Annotated in this window: 12 protein-coding genes; 8 read left to right on the forward strand and 4 right to left on the reverse strand. The window is 69.3% G+C overall.

Features of this window, described 5'->3' with window-relative positions; genetic code table 11:
- The first annotated feature begins 36 nt into the window (after nucleotides 1-36).
- Entirely contained in the window at nucleotides 37-486 is a 450-nt protein-coding gene (locus FMP39_RS11780) for a hypothetical protein (protein WP_011554224.1), read from the forward strand.
- Nucleotides 487-504: 18 nt separating this feature from the next.
- On the opposite strand, the gene FMP39_RS11785 is transcribed toward FMP39_RS11780, so the two are convergent.
- Nucleotides 505-1,608 (reverse strand): hypothetical protein, encoded by a 1,104-nt coding sequence (locus FMP39_RS11785; protein WP_228557905.1) that lies wholly within the window; start codon nucleotides 1,606-1,608, stop codon nucleotides 505-507.
- Nucleotides 1,609-1,721: 113 nt separating this feature from the next.
- Between FMP39_RS11785 and lpdA the strand changes: the two genes are divergently transcribed.
- The 5 genes from lpdA (at nucleotide 1,722) to lipB (ending at nucleotide 8,498) form a co-directional block, all read left to right on the forward strand.
- Nucleotides 1,722-3,119 (forward strand): dihydrolipoyl dehydrogenase, encoded by a 1,398-nt coding sequence (gene lpdA, locus FMP39_RS11790; RefSeq protein ID WP_141590009.1) that lies wholly within the window; start codon nucleotides 1,722-1,724, stop codon nucleotides 3,117-3,119.
- A gap of 257 nt (nucleotides 3,120-3,376) precedes the next feature.
- Nucleotides 3,377-4,306 carry a lipoyl synthase gene (gene lipA / locus FMP39_RS11795; RefSeq protein ID WP_141590010.1) on the forward strand — a complete coding sequence of 310 codons (930 nt, stop codon included), beginning with the start codon at nucleotides 3,377-3,379 and terminating at the stop codon, nucleotides 4,304-4,306.
- Nucleotides 4,307-4,366: 60 nt separating this feature from the next.
- Complete coding sequence (locus FMP39_RS11800; protein WP_141590011.1) at nucleotides 4,367-5,617, forward strand: dihydrolipoamide acetyltransferase family protein; 1,251 nt, start codon at nucleotides 4,367-4,369, stop codon at nucleotides 5,615-5,617.
- 137 nt (nucleotides 5,618-5,754) lie between these two features.
- Nucleotides 5,755-7,428 (forward strand): ClpX C4-type zinc finger protein, encoded by a 1,674-nt coding sequence (locus FMP39_RS11805; protein ID WP_228557906.1) that lies wholly within the window; start codon nucleotides 5,755-5,757, stop codon nucleotides 7,426-7,428.
- The gene (gene lipB, locus FMP39_RS11810) at nucleotides 7,425-8,498 is read left to right on the forward strand and encodes a lipoyl(octanoyl) transferase LipB (RefSeq protein ID WP_141590013.1); all 1,074 of its coding nucleotides are present in this window, start codon (nucleotides 7,425-7,427) and stop codon (nucleotides 8,496-8,498) included. The genes FMP39_RS11805 and lipB overlap by 4 nt, the downstream gene beginning before the upstream one ends.
- On the opposite strand, the gene FMP39_RS11815 is transcribed toward lipB, so the two are convergent.
- The 3 genes from FMP39_RS11815 to glp all read right to left on the reverse strand — a co-directional run bounded on the left by FMP39_RS11815 (nucleotide 8,488) and on the right by glp (nucleotide 11,394).
- Nucleotides 8,488-9,321: an MBL fold metallo-hydrolase gene (locus tag FMP39_RS11815; RefSeq protein WP_090490643.1), complete on the reverse strand. Its 834-nt coding sequence runs from the start codon at nucleotides 9,319-9,321 to the stop codon at nucleotides 8,488-8,490. The genes lipB and FMP39_RS11815 overlap by 11 nt on opposite strands.
- A 49-nt stretch (nucleotides 9,322-9,370) precedes the next feature.
- Complete coding sequence (gene ribA / locus FMP39_RS11820; protein ID WP_011554216.1) at nucleotides 9,371-10,045, reverse strand: GTP cyclohydrolase II; 675 nt, start codon at nucleotides 10,043-10,045, stop codon at nucleotides 9,371-9,373.
- Between the two features lie 116 nt (nucleotides 10,046-10,161).
- On the reverse strand, nucleotides 10,162-11,394 hold the full coding sequence (gene glp / locus FMP39_RS11825; protein WP_141590014.1) for a gephyrin-like molybdotransferase Glp: 1,233 nt from the start codon (nucleotides 11,392-11,394) through the stop codon (nucleotides 10,162-10,164).
- Between the two features lie 195 nt (nucleotides 11,395-11,589).
- Between glp and FMP39_RS11830 the strand changes: the two genes are divergently transcribed.
- Together FMP39_RS11830 and rnr are read left to right on the forward strand one after the other, a co-directional pair.
- Nucleotides 11,590-12,969: a protease inhibitor I42 family protein gene (locus FMP39_RS11830; protein WP_141590015.1), complete on the forward strand. Its 1,380-nt coding sequence runs from the start codon at nucleotides 11,590-11,592 to the stop codon at nucleotides 12,967-12,969.
- A gap of 107 nt (nucleotides 12,970-13,076) precedes the next feature.
- Nucleotides 13,077-16,691, forward strand: coding sequence for a ribonuclease R (gene rnr, locus FMP39_RS11835; RefSeq protein WP_141590016.1), 3,615 nt, complete (start codon nucleotides 13,077-13,079; stop codon nucleotides 16,689-16,691).
- Nucleotides 16,692-16,730: the final 39 nt, after the last annotated feature.

The following is a 16,730-nucleotide window of genomic DNA, read 5'->3' on the forward strand; positions in this document are numbered from 1 at the left end:
GGGTGCCGGTCAGGCGCTCGCCTCACCGGAGGCATCGTGAACGGCCCTACCTACAAAGCGGAGATCATCGACCGAGTCATCTTCTCCCGCTGGGAGAATCCTCCGACCAAGGAGGACGTGACGCTGGTGCTGGCGCAGATGCAGGAAGCTGCGGCGCGGCTCAACACGAACCTCATCTATGTGGGTTCGGTGAGCTCGAAGTCGAAGGTGCCCGACGCGAACGAGCGCACCGTCCTCAACCAGTTCCTCATGGATGCCCGCCGCACCTGCGTGGAGCAGGCGTGGCTCATCTATGAAGGCACGGACCTGCAGCACAACCTTCAGCGCGTCATCATCTCCGGCGTGCTCATCCTCACGCGCACCTTCGACAACTTCCTGTCGGTCGCGAAGTCGGGTGACTCCATCGTCAAGGACGTGAGCGCGGTGCTGAAGAAGGACGCCGCGCCACTCTTCACACTGGCCAAGGAGCGCGGCCTCGTCGCCTGACGTCGGTCGGCGGCGCCTTCAGCGGGCGCCGTGGACCTCCAGCTCCTTCAGTTCGGTGTCCGCGCGCTCGGGGAAGACGCTCACGGCGTCCACGTCGCGCAGCGGCACCTGGAGCGGGCACTCCTCCCACTGACCCGTGCCGGTGAAACGGCACACGGTGGGATTGACGAAGGCGAAGTCCTTCTCCGGGTCCTTCAAGCCCACGCCCTGCGGCGTCCGGACGATGGCGCGCACCGTTCCCGGGCCCGAGGCGCGGATCCTCACCGATACGAGCTGCTTCAGCGTGGGCGCGTAGCTCGCGCGCAGCGCGCCGTCCGCCTCCCATCGCTGACTCTTGAGCGCCTTGCCGACCGGGACCCCGGTGTTCTCGTCCCGGTCGAACGCCTGGAAGCCGGGCTCGGTGCCTTCAATCCGGTCCGGCTTCATGGCGCTCGTCTCGGGAGGAATGGGCACCGCGGCCAGGGCGACCAGCGCGGGCGTGGGCGACACGAGGTTCACAGCGGCGGCGCGCAGCAGCGCGTCATCCAGGAAGCCTGCCTGCGAGCAGCGGGGCGCCAGCTCCCCGACGAGCGCGAGCACCGGGGGCCGTACCGTGAGGTCTGACTGGGCCGCGGGTGCGAGCCCCAACTGAACGAGCGAGGCACAAGCCCCTTCCAGGCCCGGCCCCGCATGCTCCAGGTTCCATTTCGCGCTCGCGACGTCGGCATTCGGCCCCACCGCGGCACTCAGCAGGGCCTGCCCCACGGCCCGGGCGCACGAATTGGCGGCCGGCGGGCAGTGCTCACACAGGCTGGCCAGCAGGCCACGCAGCGGTGTGGCTTCTCCCTCGGATAAGGGCGACCGGGCGTCCAGGGCCACGCCCAGCGCGCAGGCGCGAACGGGCGGCTGACGGCATGCGTCGAGCTGCTGGCGCGCTTCGTCAAGGACCTGGGTGTCCTGGGGCGTGCGGAGGGCGCTTTCGAGGGCCCGTTCCAGCGTGCGGCACTCGGGGGCAGAGGAGGGGACGGGGGCCTCGGCCGGGGCGTCACCCGCCTGGGCCATGCGCCCGGGGCGAGGACCGGGCGCTTTCTCCTGGTGCGTCACACACCACAGGCGCCCGAAGGCGATGAGTGCTACCAACATCAAGAGGAGGGTTCGGAGCGGGAAACGGCGCACGAGCAAACTCCTTGATTCCAACCGGGACCGGGGGTTATCAGCCCCACCGGGTTCCATCCGCAATAATTACGGAGGCGTGCGTGGCTGAGACGTTCGACGTGGTGATCATCGGTTCGGGCCCCGGCGGCTACGTGGGCGCCATTCGCGCGGGTCAGCTGGGCCTGAAGACGGCCATCATCGAGAAGGACAAGCGGCTGGGCGGCACCTGCCTCCACCGCGGCTGCATCCCGACCAAGTCCCTGCTGTGGACCGCGGAGCTGTTCCACCACGTCCGCGAGGCGGCTGACTTCGGCGTTGATGTGAGCAGCCCGGCCATCAACTGGCCCAACGCGATGAAGCACAAGGACAAGATTGTCACCAAGGGTGCCAACGGCATCGACTTCTTGATGAAGAAGAACAAGGTGACGGTGGTGAAGGGCCACGGCCGCATCGCCGGCAAGGGCAAGGTGGAGGTCACCGCCGAGGACGGCTCCAAGAAGGTCCTGGAGGCGAAGAACATCATCATCGCCACGGGCTCGGTGCCCAAGTCCCTGCCCAACGTCCCCGTGGACCACAAGCGGGTGCTGAACAGCGACTCCATCCTGCAGATCGACCGCGTCCCCAAGAGCATCATCGTGCTGGGCGCCGGTGCGGTGGGCTGTGAGTTCGCCTCCGTGTTCAACCACGTGGGCAGCAAGACCTCCATCGTGGAGTACATGCCCGCGCTGCTCCCCATCGAGGACGCGGACATCTCCAAGGAGCTGGAGAAGATCTTCAAGCGCCGCGGCATCGACGTGCACACCGGCTCCGCGGTGGAGAAGGTGGAGCACACGGCGGACGGCGTGCGCGTCACCATGAAGGTGGGCAACGAGACCAAGACGCTGGAGGCGGAAATCCTCCTGTCGGCGGTGGGCCGCTCGCCCGTCACCGAGGACGTGGGTCTGGACAAGACGAACATCCAGGCCGAGCGCGGCTACATCAAGGTCGACTCGATGCTGCGCACCTCCGAGCCGAACGTCTACGCCGTGGGTGACATCATCCCCACGCCGATGCTGGCGCACATGGCCAGCGCGGAGTGCGTGGTGGCGGTGGAGCACATCGCCGGGAAGAACCCGCAGCCCATCAACTACGACCTGACGCCGTCGGCCACGTACTGCTACCCCGAGGTCGCCTCGGTGGGCCTGACGGAGAAGAAGGCCAAGGAGCGCGGCTACGATGTGAAGGTGGGCATCGCTCCGATGGGCGCCGTGACGAAGGCCTCCATCTCCAACGAGGCCACCGGCATGATCAAGATCGTGTCGGACCGGAAGTACGACGAGGTCCTCGGCGTGCACCTCATCGGGCCGCACGCGACGGAGCTGCTGGCCGAGGCGTGTGTCGCGCTGAAGCTGGAGATCACCACCGAGGAGCTGGCCAACACCATCCACGCGCACCCGACGCTCTCGGAAATCGTGCACGAGGGTGCCGAGGCCACGCTGGGCCACCCGCGCCACTTCTAGGCGGCGGCGCCTCGCTTGCAGTCCCAGGGGCCGTCCCGGTGTGCCGTGGACGGCCCCTCGTATTTCCGGCCCCCGCGGCCTCGCGAGGTGACGGTCCCCTGTCTGGCCGCCCTCACGGGTGCTCCAGGCCTGTCCCCAGGAACCGGGGGCATTAGTAGAGAGGCGACAACTGGCGGACGACTGGTGGATGCTGACGCCTCGCGTCAGTGGCTTCCGCTTGAACGTCCTCCGTCCAACCCATAGAAGGCCCGCGATCCATGGCGACTCCCGACCGGTTCCCTCTGCCCCAGGTGACTGAGACCACCCGCAAGCCGGAGTGGCTGAAGGTGCGGCTCCCGCACGGAGAAGGCTACGAGCGGGTCAAAGCCATCGTGAAGCGCACCAAGCTGGCCACGGTGTGCGAAGAGGCCCGCTGCCCGAACATCGCCGAGTGCTGGGGCGGTGGCACCGCCACGGTGATGCTGATGGGCGAGGTGTGCACGCGCGCGTGCCGCTTCTGCCACGTGAAGGTCGGCGCGCCTCCTCCGCTGGATCCGATGGAGCCCATCCATCTGGCCCAGGCGGTGAAGGAGATGGACCTGGAGTACATCGTCGTCACGTCCGTGAACCGGGATGACCGGCCGGACGGCGGCGCCAGCCACTTCGCTTCCGCCATCCGCGAGCTGCGCCGGGAGAGCCCGCGCACCATCGTCGAAGTGCTCATCCCGGACTTCAAAGGCGTGGAGAAGGACCTGGCCACCGTGGCGGAGGCCAAGCCCCACGTGGTGGCGCACAACGTGGAGACGGTGGAGCGCCTCACGCCGACGGTCCGTGACCGCCGCGCGAAGTACGACCAGTCCCTGCGCGTGCTGGAGTACCTCAAGAAGCGCCCCGAGGGCCTGTACACCAAGACGTCCGTCATGGTGGGCCTGGGGGAGACGGACGCGGAGCTGGAGCAGACGTTCAAGGACCTGCGCGACGTGGGCGTGGACGTGCTGACGCTGGGCCAGTACCTGCAGCCGTCGCAGTACCACCTGCGCGTGGAGCGCTTCGTGTCGCCCGCGCAGTTCGAGGCGTACAAGACGCTGGCCGAGTCCTACGGCTTCCTCTACGTGGCCTCCGGTCCGCTGGTGCGGTCCAGCTACCGGGCCGCTGAGTTCTTCATGAAGGGCCTGATGGAGCGCGAGCGGCTCGAGCGGCTCGGCTGAGCTTTGACGCTCCGATTCATGGCTTGACCCAACACCCCTGCTTCCCGGAAAGACGACCCCATGGCGATCTTCGAATTCAAGCTCCCCGACCTTGGTGAAGGCGTGATGGAGGGTGAGCTGGTGAAGTGGCACGTGAAGGCGGGGGATTCCGTCAAGGAAGACCAGGTGCTCGCCGAGGTGATGACGGACAAGGCCACCGTCACCGTTCCCGCTCCCAAGGCGGGCCGTGTCGTGAAGACGCACGGCAATGAAGGCGACATGGCGAAGGTGCACCAGCTCCTCGTCACCCTGGAGGTGGAGGGCGCTGCGCCGGCGCAGGCCGGTGGTCATGCCGAGGCCAGCGCGCCGGCGGCGCCGCCCGTAGCGGGTGGCCATGTCGGTGGGGCGCCTGCCTCGGCGTCCAAGGTGCTGGCCACGCCGGTGACGCGGCGGATGGCGCGCGAGCACGGGCTGGACCTGGCGTCGATTGCCGGCACGGGGCCGCAGGGCCGCGTGACGAAGGCGGACGTGGTGGCGGCGCTGGAGGGTGGCGAGAAGAACGTCGTCGCGGCTCCGGCCGAGCAGAAGGCGCGTCCCGCGGCTCCTGCCGTCAGCTCGGGCGCTGCGGACGAGCGCGTTCCGCTTCGGGGCCTGCGCAAGAAGATCGCGGAGAAGATGGTGCGGTCGAAGTTCACGGCGCCGCACTTCGCCTTCGTCGAGGAAGTGGACGCCACGGAGCTGGTGGCCCTGCGCGCGCGGCTGAACGCGCAGCTGGCGGCGGCCGGTGAGAACATCAAGCTCAACTACCTGCCGTTCATCATCAAGGCGACGGTGGCGGCGCTGAAGAAGTTCCCGCACCTGAACGCGAACTTCGACGAGGCGTCGCAGGAGCTGGTGGTCCGCGGCGAGTACAACATCGGCATGGCGGCGGCGACGCCGGACGGCCTCACCGTGGCGGTGGTGAAGAACGCGGACCGGCTGACGCTGGCCGAGCTGGCGCGTGAGACGGCCCGCCTGGGCGCCGCCGCGCGCGACCGCAAGCTGAAGATGGAGGAGCTGACGGGTGGCACCTTCACCATCAGCTCGCTGGGGCAGAGCGGCGGCCTGTTCGCCACGCCCATCATCAACCATCCTGAAGTGGGCATCCTGGGCGTGCACCGCCTGAAGAAGCGCCCTGCGGTGGTGGGGGACCAGGTCGTCGTGCGCGACATGATGAACCTGTCGCTGTCGTGCGACCACCGCGTCATCGACGGCTCGGTGGCGGCGGATTTCACGTACGAGATCATCAAGTACCTGGAGAAGCCGGACCTGCTGTTCCTGGCCATGGCGTGAGGTGAGCGCCGTGGCAGGTCCACGCCCCTGACGTGAGGGGCGTGGTGGCCCTGGCGCCGGGCTGGGAAGCGCCTGGTGCTGGGGCCCGCGTTCAAGGGCCGCGCGCGGGTGCCCCGAGCCGGTTAGGCTCTCCCCGTATGGCCGAGAACCCTCGCGAGCTGATCCGCGCCGCGCAGTCCGCCGAGACACAGGGGGACGTGGCCCGTGCGGTGGAGTGCCTGCAGAAAGCGGCGGAGCTGTACCGTCATGCGGGCAATCCGTCCCGCGCGTTGCAGTTGCTTCGCCATGCGCAGCGGTTGGACGGCAGCCGCGCGGACATCGCGGATGCGGTGAACCGGCTGGAGTGGATGCCGGAGCCTCTGCTCGCGCGGCCTGGGATGGACGCTGACGACGAAGAGGCATTGCCTGCGTCCGGGGTGGTGCATTCCCTGGAGTCGGAGTTGTTGCCGGACGTCGTCCACCGGCAGCGGCTCATCGAGGATGCGCTGCGAGAGGCGGCCCTGCACGCCGGTGACGACGCGCCTCGCGACGCCGCCCAGGCCTGGGTCATCGAGACAGAGGTCGCGGAAGATCTGCAGCGGCTCGAAGCGCAGATTGCGCGCATCGCGGGTGTGGTCGCAGGGGCGGAAGATTCCTCGTCGCCACCGGATGCGACCGTGGACGTGCGGGGCGGTGTTGCGTCCATACCGGGTTGGAGCGCGGGGGCTCCTGGACGGAACGCTCCGTCCGCGTCCATGCCCGCACCGGAGGCCGCTTCGTCGGACAAGCTCCAGGATGGCGTGGGCGAGCAGGAACTTCTGGGCGTCGATGAGTCCACGACGCGGCTTGCGTCATCACGCATGACGGGTGAGGCGGAGGAAGCACCCACCGGAGAGGACATCCTCACGGATGCGCGGCTTCGGCGTCGCAGAGAGGCTCGGATCATCGAGCGCGGCCCGACGCGTGCGGATGCCGCGCTCGACGCATGGTGCTCCTTCTGTTGCCGTCCGCGTACTGACACGGGGGACCTGGTCGCGGGGCCTGCGGGCGCGTTCATCTGCAAGAGCTGCGTGTTCGAGTCGCAATCGCTGCTGGGAGACGTCACGCTGGTGCCTCCGCCCACGGTGTCGCGGCCGGAACGGCCCGTGACACCTGTCTTGGGGCTCGTGGGGCAGGGCGTGACGCAGGCGCTGCTGACGCAGTCGCTTGAGGCCCACGCGCGGACCCTCTTGGTCATCGGGCCCGAAGGCAGTGGCAAGAGCGTCTGGTTCCAGCAGCTCCAGCGAGAGGCCGTGGGCGTCATCACCCCCGTCGCGGACCTGGACGTGACGACTTCTTCTCGCACGCTGCTGGTGGAGGACGTGGACCGCCTGAACGCGACGTCACACGCGACCCTGCAGGCCTTCCTGGCCCGGGACAGCCGCCCCGTCGTCCTGCTGAGCGCGAGGGGCATGCGCACGGAGGCTCGGGGCCTGAGCCTGCGCGGAGACGCATTCAGTGTTTCCGTGTCCACCACCGCCGCGCTGACTCAGGCCGTGCGCGGAACCGTGCCCACGGACATCCTGGAGCACGTGCAGGTGCTCCTGCCGCTCCAGGTGCCCACACCGGCTGAATTCGTGGAGATTGCCCGCCAGCGCCTGACCTCGCGAGAGCCCGCGGTCTCCGTCTCGGAAGAAGTGCTCATGGCGCTGGCCCAGGAGGCCAGCCGCTCGCCGCGCGCCGGACATGAGCTGCATGCCCTCCTCAACCGGGTGCCCACGGGGACGTGGAGCATGGCGCCCACCGTGAAGCCCTCGCCCACGCGGAAGGCTCGAAAGAAGCGAACGTCATGAACACCATCACCGTCTACCGCCTGGGCCGAGTGGAGTACGAGGACGGGCTCACGCTGATGCACCTCTTCAGCGAGTCGCGCCGCCAGGGGCTCTCCGGCGATGCGCTGCTCCTCTTGGAGCACCCGCCCATCCTCACCCTGGGCCGTGCCGCGAAGCGCGAGAACATCGTCGCCAGCGACGCGCAGTTGGCGAAGGAGGGCGCGGCGGTCTTCGAGACCAACCGTGGCGGCGACGTCACCTACCACGGCCCCGGCCAACTGGTGGGCTACCCCATCTTCCTGCTGCCCGAGGACCGACGCGACGTGCGCCGTTACGTGCGCGACGTGGAGCGCTCCGTCATGCAGGTGCTGGCCCAGTGGGGCATCACCGCGGGCCCCATCCCCAAGTGGCCCGGTGTCTGGATTGGCGCGGAAGGTGCTCCGGACGCGCGGAAGATCGCCGCCATTGGCGTGCACCTGTCGCGTTGGCTCACCACGCACGGCTTCGCGCTCAACGTGAACACGAACCTGGACCACTTCCAGCTCATCGTCCCGTGTGGCATCCGAGAAGCGGGTGTCACGTCCATGCAGCGGGAGTTGGGCCGCGTGCTCCCCATGGCGGAGGTGGAAGAGGCCATCGCCAGCAGCTTCTGCACCGTGTTCGACAGCGAGCTCGTGGACGCGCCGCCGCCGATGCGGACGGTGAGCATCGCGGTGGTGAAGGGCCGTGGTCCCGAAGCCCGGGTGCTGCTCGTGCGCCGTCGCCCGGAGCGGGGCGGTTTCTGGCAGGTCCTCACCGGGAGGCTCGAAGCGGGTGAGTCGCCAGCGCAGGCCGCGGCGCGGGAACTGGAGGAGGAGACAGGCCTCCGCGTGCCGCTGGTGGACCTGGACTACCGCCACGCCTTCGCCCTGGGAGAGGCGCTGCCGCCGCAACTCGTGGAGGAGAACGGCTTCGCCGTCCACGTGCCGCCGGACGCGGACGTGCGCCTGGGCGCGGAGCACGACGCCTTCGAGTGGGTGGACGTCCCCACGGCCCTGGAGCGGCTGCCCTTCCAGGGCCTGCGGGAGACGGTGAAGCGCGCTACAGCTTGATGACCAGGGACTCGCGAGCGGCGATGGCGTCGGGGCGGTGCTTGCGCACCTGACGCAGCAGCCGGTCCATTCCCGCGTCATCTCGTGACGGGTCGTGGTGGAAGAGCACCAGCTTCTTCACCCCGGCCTCGTCCGCCGCATGCACCGCGGCCTGCCAGGTGGAGTGGCCCCAGCCGGTGCGAGCCGGCCCGGTGCGGCCGTGGTACTCGTCCTCGGTGTACATGGCGTCGTAGATGAGGACGTCCGCGTCCTGGGCGAACGCGTAGAAGGCCGCGTCCATGTCGCTGCCGTGCTCCAGGTCGGTGGCGTACACCACCGAGCGGCCCTGGCACTCGACGCGGTAGCCCATGTTACCGCCCGGGTGGTTCAGCTCGATGGTGTGAACCGTCGCCGGGCCCAGTTGCAGCGTCTGCGTGGCGGCCAGGTCCGTGTAGGTGAGCTGCGCCCGGAACACGCCGTCCGCCGTCACCGGGAAGTACGGCGGCACCATCTGTCCGCTGAGGAGCTGCTTCACCGACTGCCCGTGCCGCGCCGGGCCGTAGACAGTCAGGTCGCTCGTGGGCAGGTACATGGGCCCGAAGAAGGGCAGGCCCTGCAGGTGGTCGTAGTGGTAGTGCGAGATGAAGATGGAGCCCTTCACCGGCTTCTTCTTCGCCACCAGCGCATGTCCCAGCGCGCGCGCGCCGGTGCCCAGGTCGAAGATGAGCAGCTCGTCTCCGCAGCGGACCTCCACGCAGGGCGTGTTTCCGCCGTAGCGCTTCGTGTGCGCGCCCGGCGAAGGAATGGAGCCGCGCACCCCCCAGAAGCGCACCTCGAAGGGCACGCGGGCCTGGTTGCGCGCGACGGTGTTCCGTCGCCTCGTGGGGGGCTGCTCAGCCTGTCTTGGCTTCCGTGTCGTCGTCCTCGGCGAAGAGCTCAATCAGGTGCCCCGTACGCTCGCGCTTCGTCCTCAGGTAGTCGACGTTATGCGGATTGTGCTCGGTCCGGGAAGGGATTCGACGCCGGACGGGAATGCCTTCTTCGACCATGCCCGCGATCTTCAGCGGGTTGTTGGTCATCAGGTCCACCGAGCGCACATCCAGGCTCCGCAGCATCTCCGCCGCGATGTCGTAGGTGCGCAGGTCGTCCGCGAAACCCAGCTGCCGGTTGGCTTCGTAGGTGTCCAGGCCCTTGGACTGCAGGGCGTAGGCCTTGATCTTGTTCCCCAGGCCGATGCCGCGCCCCTCCTGCCGCAGGTACAGCACGACGCCCTGTCCCGCCTGGGTGATGAAGTCGAGCGAGCGGTCCAGTTGCTCGCGGCAGTCGCACTTCAGGCTGCCGAAGACCTCGCTCGTGAGGCACTCGGAGTGGATGCGCACCGGCACACCCTCGTGTCCTGAAACCTGTCCCACCACGAGCGCGACATGCTCCCGCCCGTTGCGCTTGTCCCGGAACACGATGGTCCGCAGCGAGCCGCGCTCGGTCGGGATGTCCGCCTCCGAGAACCGTTCCAGGTGCTGCGTGTGCTTACGGGTCGGAAGGACCTGAGGTGAGCGTGTGTCCGACATGTTGAGTCCTCTCCAGATGCGGGCCCCTGTTTGGAGTCCTCAGGTTCTCAAGTCAAGGCGGCTTGTGCTTTCGAGCACGCGCCGCCAAGAGGATGCTCCACGGCGTCCTTCGTTCCTCAGGCCACCCATGAGAGCGGAAGCAGTTCTACCGCGTCCCCCTCCGTCAAACTGCTGGCTTCCCGAGGGAAATGCAGCAGATGGGTGGCCGCCGCCGCAGAACGCAGGGCACCAGACGTTTGTGTCGCCAGCGGACGGGCCCACAGGTTGCCTTCTCTCCAAGCAGCCGTGACGCGGACGAAGTGCGCCAAGCCGGAGGGCTTGGAAAGCTTGCCTTCCAGGCGTCCGGCTACGCGCCCAGGCCCCACCTGCGCGTGCCCCAGCAGCTTGCGGAGGGCTGGGCGCACGAAGAGCTCGAACGTCACCAGGGAGGAGGTGGGGTTGCCCGGAAGTCCAAAGAACAGCGTGGCGCCACGACGGCCCACCACCAGCGGCTTTCCCGGCTTGATGGCGACGCGCCAGAAGTGTTGCTCCACACCCAGCTCGGCCAGCACGTCCTTCACGTAGTCGCGCTCGCCCACGGACACCCCCGCGCTGGTGAGCACCACGTCGAACCCGTCCAGCCGGGAAAGCGCGGCCAGTACGGCGGCGCGCGTATCCCGAGCGATGCCCAGTTGCGTGGGCATGCCGCCCGCGCGGCGGACCGCCAGCGCCAGTGACGGAGCATTGGTGTCCACGATGCGGCCATTGGGTGGCTCGTCCGCGTGGCACAGCTCGTCGCCCGTGGAGAGGATGGCCACGCGCGGTGCGCGCGACACAGGCACGGCCTGTCGGCCCTGGGCCCAGAGGAGGCCCAGCTCGGGGATGCCCAGCGGCGTGCGGCGTGCCAGCAGCACCTGCCCCTCCCGCGCGTCCTCGCCCCGGGGCCGCACGAACTGGCCTGGGGCCACCGCTTCGAGCACGTCGACCTGATCCGCGCCGCTCTGGACCACGGGCCGTGTCCGCTCCCGCATCACCACCGCATCCGCACCCGCGGGGAGGGGAGCGCCCGTCATGATGCGGGCGCATACCCCGGACGTCAGCGCCTGACTGCCCACCGCGCCAGCGTAGATGGTCTCTCCGACGATGAGCCGGACGGGCAGGGGACCCGCCAGGTCCGCGCTGCGCACCGCGTAGCCATCCATGGCCGAGTTGTCCCAGGGAGGGAGTGTCCGTTGCGCCGTCACGTCCTCGGCGAGCACGCGCCCTAGTGCGTCATCCAGGGGCAGCCACTCGGAGGGAAGGGGCGCGCACAGGGCCAGGATCTGCGACCGGGCTTCTTCTTCCGGCAGCAATGTGGCGGAGTCGTTCATGCTCGGCTTATAGCCATGCCGTGGCTTTGTGGCTTGAACCCGTTCACGAACAAAGTCCGTGAGATAATCAAGTGTTAGTTTGACAGCCTACCTGATCATCGTTACAAGCAACGGTGATCGCGAGGCTTGCCTGCCCTCTGGGCAGGTCCGCCAACCCGTTGAAAGGACACGGGAACTCTCAAGGAGACTGCGTCGATGGCCAAGCCCAAGTCCGGGGCCAAGAAGACGACTCCCGCTGGCAAGGCTGGCGCAAAGCCCGCTGCGAAGAAGGACTCCGCTGCCCGGCTGGATCTGATCAAGAACGCCTCCAAGCGGGTGGCGAAGGCGGCGACGAAATTGGCGAAAGCAGCATCGGACGTAACGAAGGGGGCCAAGAGCGCGGTGAAGAAGGCCACGCAGGAGAAGGCCACCGCGAAGAAGGCCGCCCCCGCTGGGAAGACGGCCTCGGCCGCGAAGGCCGCCCCCCCGGCAGCGAAGACCCCGAAGGCACCTCCGGCGAAGGCGCCTCCCGCGGCGAAGGCCGCCGCGAGCGCCAAGGCGGCGAAGGCGAGCGCGGTACCCGCCGCCCCTCCGGTAGAGAAGCCCCGTCCTCGCGCCACCAAGTTGCCGCCTCCGGGCGAGCCGCTCACCAAGCGTGAGATGGAGCAGTTGCTGACGGCCGGCGAAGGTCGCGGCGTCACGGGCGAGGGCAGCCTCAAGGGCCGCCTGGTGGTCACCAACGACTTGCCGCACCTGGTGGTCGTCGGGCGCGACAAGCGCGAGCTGACCTTCCTCCTCCAGGGCCCGGATCAGGAAGTCCTCCCGGCCTACGTGGACCACAAGGTCTCCGTCAGCGGACTCATCCGCAAGACGACCAACCACGCTGGCGTGGTGGACGTTCGCAAGTACTCGGCCAAGAAGCCGGATGCCGAGGTGGTGGAAGCCGCCCCGGCGGAGACAGAGGCGCGGCTGCGCTACCTGTCGCCCGGTGAGGTCTCCATGGTGACGGCGGCCGGTATGGGCGCGGGCATCAAGGGCTTCGCGGGCGTGCGTGGCAACCTGGAGATGACGGGCGAGGAGTTCGTGCTCGTCGTGTCCAATGGCGGCACGCGCCAGCAGGTGTCGTTCATCATTGAGGGCAAGGCCGCTGGCAAGGCTCTGCGCAAGCACGTCGGGTACACGCTCCAGGTGCAGGGCGTCGTCGACAAGACGTCCGGCTGGGGCGGCCGCATCCTGGCGGAGAACGTGGAGCTTCGTCCGGCCGAAGCGCGCGCCGTGTCTCGCGACGAGATGGAGCTGGTGCACATCGAGGGAGAGGTCCCCACGTCCGTGGACGTGCGCCTCAACCACGGCCTCACCGTGCGCCTGCCCGAGCACCCTGGCTTCACCTGGGCCATCGAGCCCACGGTGGCCAAGCGCGTGGGCCTGCGCGAAGCCAACTTCGAGCCCGCGCCCGAGGACGGTCCCGGTACCCGCGAGTTCTTCTTCACCCCGCGCAATCCAGGCGCCTTCGAGGTGGAGTTCTTCCTGGCCAAGGCGCTGTCGCCCGGCCTGGTGGACCGCTCCTTCAAAATCAACGTCACGGTCAAGCCCTGAGGGTCGTCGCCCGGAACAGGTTCCGGGGGGCGGCCGGTCGCCGGGGGGTTCCCGTCCGGCCGCTTCGGGCTTACCCGTTCCCGTAGCGGCCGAGCCGCGACCCCACCGTGAGCCTTTCTCAAGACCTTCTCAAGCAGATCCTCGCTGAAGCAGACCACCCGCTGGGCATCAAGGAGCTTCTCCGGCTCGCGGGCCTGCACCCCGGACAACAGACGGAGCTCAAGCGCGCCCTGCGCGAGCTCGTCCGTCAGGGGGACATCCTCAAGGACGGCAAGCGCTTCGTGCCCCGGCAGCCATCGCGGCGCGAGGCCGACGTGCGTGCAAGGGAGCAGGGCGCTCCCATGGCGTGGCGTCAGCGCGGCGCCGCCGGGCCCCACGAGGGCGGGCCGAATCGCGAACCTCGGCATGCCGGGCAGCGCGCGGCGGGCCCTGGCGGCTTCACGGCCCGCCGGCATGAGCCAGGGGCGCGCGGCAAGAGCGCGGGCTGGCAGGAGCGGGGCCCAGGGCGTGATCGCCGGGGCGCTTCGAAGCACGGAGGGGGCTTCCGGCAGGAGCGGGCGGAGTGGCCCGGCCGCCGGGGCCGTTTCAGCGACGTCGAAGAGGATGGCCTGCTGGAGGGCATCCTCCACGTCCACCGGGATGGCTTCGGCTTCGTGCATCCGCTGTCGGGGGAAGGGGACAACGTCTTCCTGCCGCCGCACGAGGCCCAGCGCGCGCTCGACAATGACCGGGTGGTGGTGGCCGTCTCGGGGCGGCCTCCGCGCCTGGAGGGCCGGATCGTCCGGGTGGTGCAGCGCCGTCGCGAGCTGGCGGTGGGCACCTACGTCGTGAAGGGCCGCTACGCCGTGGTGTACCCCACGGATTCGAGCTTGCCCGGCCCCATCCGCGTGCCGCTGACGCAGATGGCGCGCGAAGGGGACCTGGTGAAGGTCCAGCTGGGCATTGGTGCCCAGATGCTGGACCCGGACCGGGGGCTGCACGGCGAGGTCGCCGGCTCGCTGGGCAAGCCCGGCACTCCGAGCGCCGAGGTGTTGGGCGTCGCCTACTCGCAGGGGTTCTCCGACGAGTTCCCGCCGGAGGTCATGGCCGAGGCGGACCGCTACGCGGTGACGGTGACCGAGGAAGAGGCCCGCGGCGAGCACCGGCGCGATCTGCGCGCCATTCCCCTCATCACCATCGATGGTGAGGACGCGCGCGACTTCGACGACGCGGTCTGCGTGGAGGACCAGGCGGATGGGTGGCGGTTGGTCGTGGCCATCGCGGACGTGACGCACTACGTGTGGGAAGGCAGTGCGCTCAACGCGGAGGCGCTGCGTCGCGCCACGTCCGTGTACCTGCCGGACCGGGTGCTGCCCATGCTGCCGGAGCGGTTGAGCAACGGCATCTGCTCTCTGCGCCCGGACGAGGACCGGCTGTGCATGGTGGCGGACATGACGTTCGACCGCCGGGGCCACCGTCGCTCCTACGACTTGTATCCGGCGGTGATGCGCAGCGTGGCGCGGTGCACGTACAACGAGGTGCAGGACGTCCTCGACGGCAAGGACGTTCCGCACCGCAACGCGCACAAGCCCCACTTCGAACGGCTGATGTCGCTGGCTCGCGCGCTGATGAAGATGCGCAAGGAGCGCGGCGCCATCGACTTCGACCTGCCCGAGCACAAGGTGGTGCTGGACGAGGAGGGCCTGCCCGCGCGCATGGACAAGCGCGAGCGCAAGGACAGCCACCGCCTCATCGAGGAGTGCATGCTCGCCGCCAACGAGGCGGTGGCGACCTTCTTCCAGGACGAGGGCCTGCCCACGGTGTACCGGTTCCACGGCGAGCCGGACCCGGAGAAGCTGGCCACGTTCGCCGCGCTGGCGGAGGCCTATGGCTTCAAGATGCGCGTCGAGGACGGCGTGTCGTCGAAGGAGCTGGATGCCTTCGTCAGTCAGCTCCAAGGTCACCCGGAGCAGCGGGCGCTGAACCAGCTCCTGCTGCGCTCCATGATGCAGGCCGTGTACACGTCGTCCCGTGTGGGCCACTACGGCCTGGCCGCCGAGCACTACCTGCACTTCACGTCGCCCATCCGCCGGTACCCGGACCTGCTGGTGCACCGGCTGCTCAAGGCGCACTGGGCCCGGAAGGGGCGCAAGCCTTCGCAGTCGATGCTGGAGCGCGAGGAGGACCAGCTCGAGGACATGGCCGCTCAGTGCTCCGAGCGTGAGCGCGCGGCGATGCAGGTCGAGCGGGAGGTGGTGTCCTTCTACGCGTGCCTGCTGATGAAGGACCGCGTGGGCGAGGAGTTCGCCGCCACCGTGGCCGCCATCACCGACTTCGGCTTCTTCGTCGAACTGGACGAGGTGCACGTCGAAGGCCTGGTGAAGGCCGAGACGCTGGGGCCCGGGGCGAAGCTGGACAAGCTGACGCACTCCCTGGTGTACGCGAATGGCCGCCGGGTGCGCGTGGGACAGAAGCTGCGGGTGCGGCTGACGTCCGTGAACGTGACGGCGAAGAAGATCGACTTCGAGGCGCTCCAGTTCGACGGCGAGGCGCCGCTGAGCCGTGTCGCGACGCGGGGCGAGCAGCCGCAGCGGCGTCAGGCATGGATGGCCGAGGCGCCGTCGCACCGCGAGCGGGATGGCCGGCGGGAGCGGGCAGGGCGCCCGGGCCGCCGCGAACGGGAAGCCGCCGCGAGCCGGGGCGCGCCCTCCGGGCATTACGAGGAGACGGGGCCGGGTCGCCCGCGCGGACGCTTCTCTCGCGAGGGCCGTCGTGAGGAGGCCGCGCCGCACCGGAAGGAGCCTCGGTTCCCGCCCAGGCCGCCAGAAGGACAGGAACCGCCTCGTGCCGAGTCGCCCGCGTGGCCCAAGCGCAGGACGTTCATCCGCCCGGAGCCGCAGGCACCGGCGCCCGTGTCCGCTGAAACGGCCGAGCCGCTTCCGCCCGAAGCGCCGTCCGCGCCCGCTCCGTGGGAATTGCCGGTGGGCGAAGACGCCGCTCGGTCTCCACACCCGGGTTTCGACCGGATTCGCGCGTTGGCGTCCCAGCGTCAGCGTGGGCCTGAATCCCGCGGCCCTTCTCACGGACGGTCGTTCCAGAAGCCGAAGCCGCAGGGCGGCCCAGGGCCTCGGTTCCCCGCGCCCAAGCCCGGGCGCGAGTCCGAGGACAACAGGGCATTCTCGATGGAGCCCCCGCGCCCGCCGCCCGAAGCGCCTGTCGAAGCGCCTCCGCCTGTTCCCACCCGGGCCGTGACGGAAACACCGATTCCCGTGGCCCCGGAGCCCGCGCGAGCCGAGCCCACGAGCGTCGAGCCGCCCGTGACTCCCGCGCCCGAGCCAGAGGCGGCTGCGCCCAAGCGGAAGGCGACGCGGAAGAAGGCCGCGGCGAAGGCAACGCGCACCCCGGCGCAGAAGAAGACCGTCGCGGCCGGCAGCGCTAGGCAGGCCGCCGCTACGAAGGCCAAGAAGCCCACCGCCAAGGCGAAGAAGGCCACCGCCGAGGTGAAGAAGCCCACCGCCGAGGCCAAGAAGCCCACCGCCGAGGCCAAGAAGCCCACCGCCAAGGCGAAGAAGGCTGCGCCTGCTCGGGCCGCCGCGAAGGCCACCAAGGTGGCTGCGACGAAGCCCAAGGCGAAGGCGCCGTCGAAGAAGGCCGCGAAGCCCGCCGTGGCGCGTGCCGCGAAGCCCGCGAAGGCTTCGGGAGCCGCGAAGAAGAAGGCGCCTTCGGGGCGAAAGAAGCGCTGAGACCGACGCGGGCCTCCTCCTTCAAGGGAGGCCCGTGAC

The organism is Myxococcus sp. AB056 (assembly GCF_006547365.1).
Lineage (GTDB): Bacteria > Myxococcota > Myxococcia > Myxococcales > Myxococcaceae > Myxococcus > Myxococcus virescens.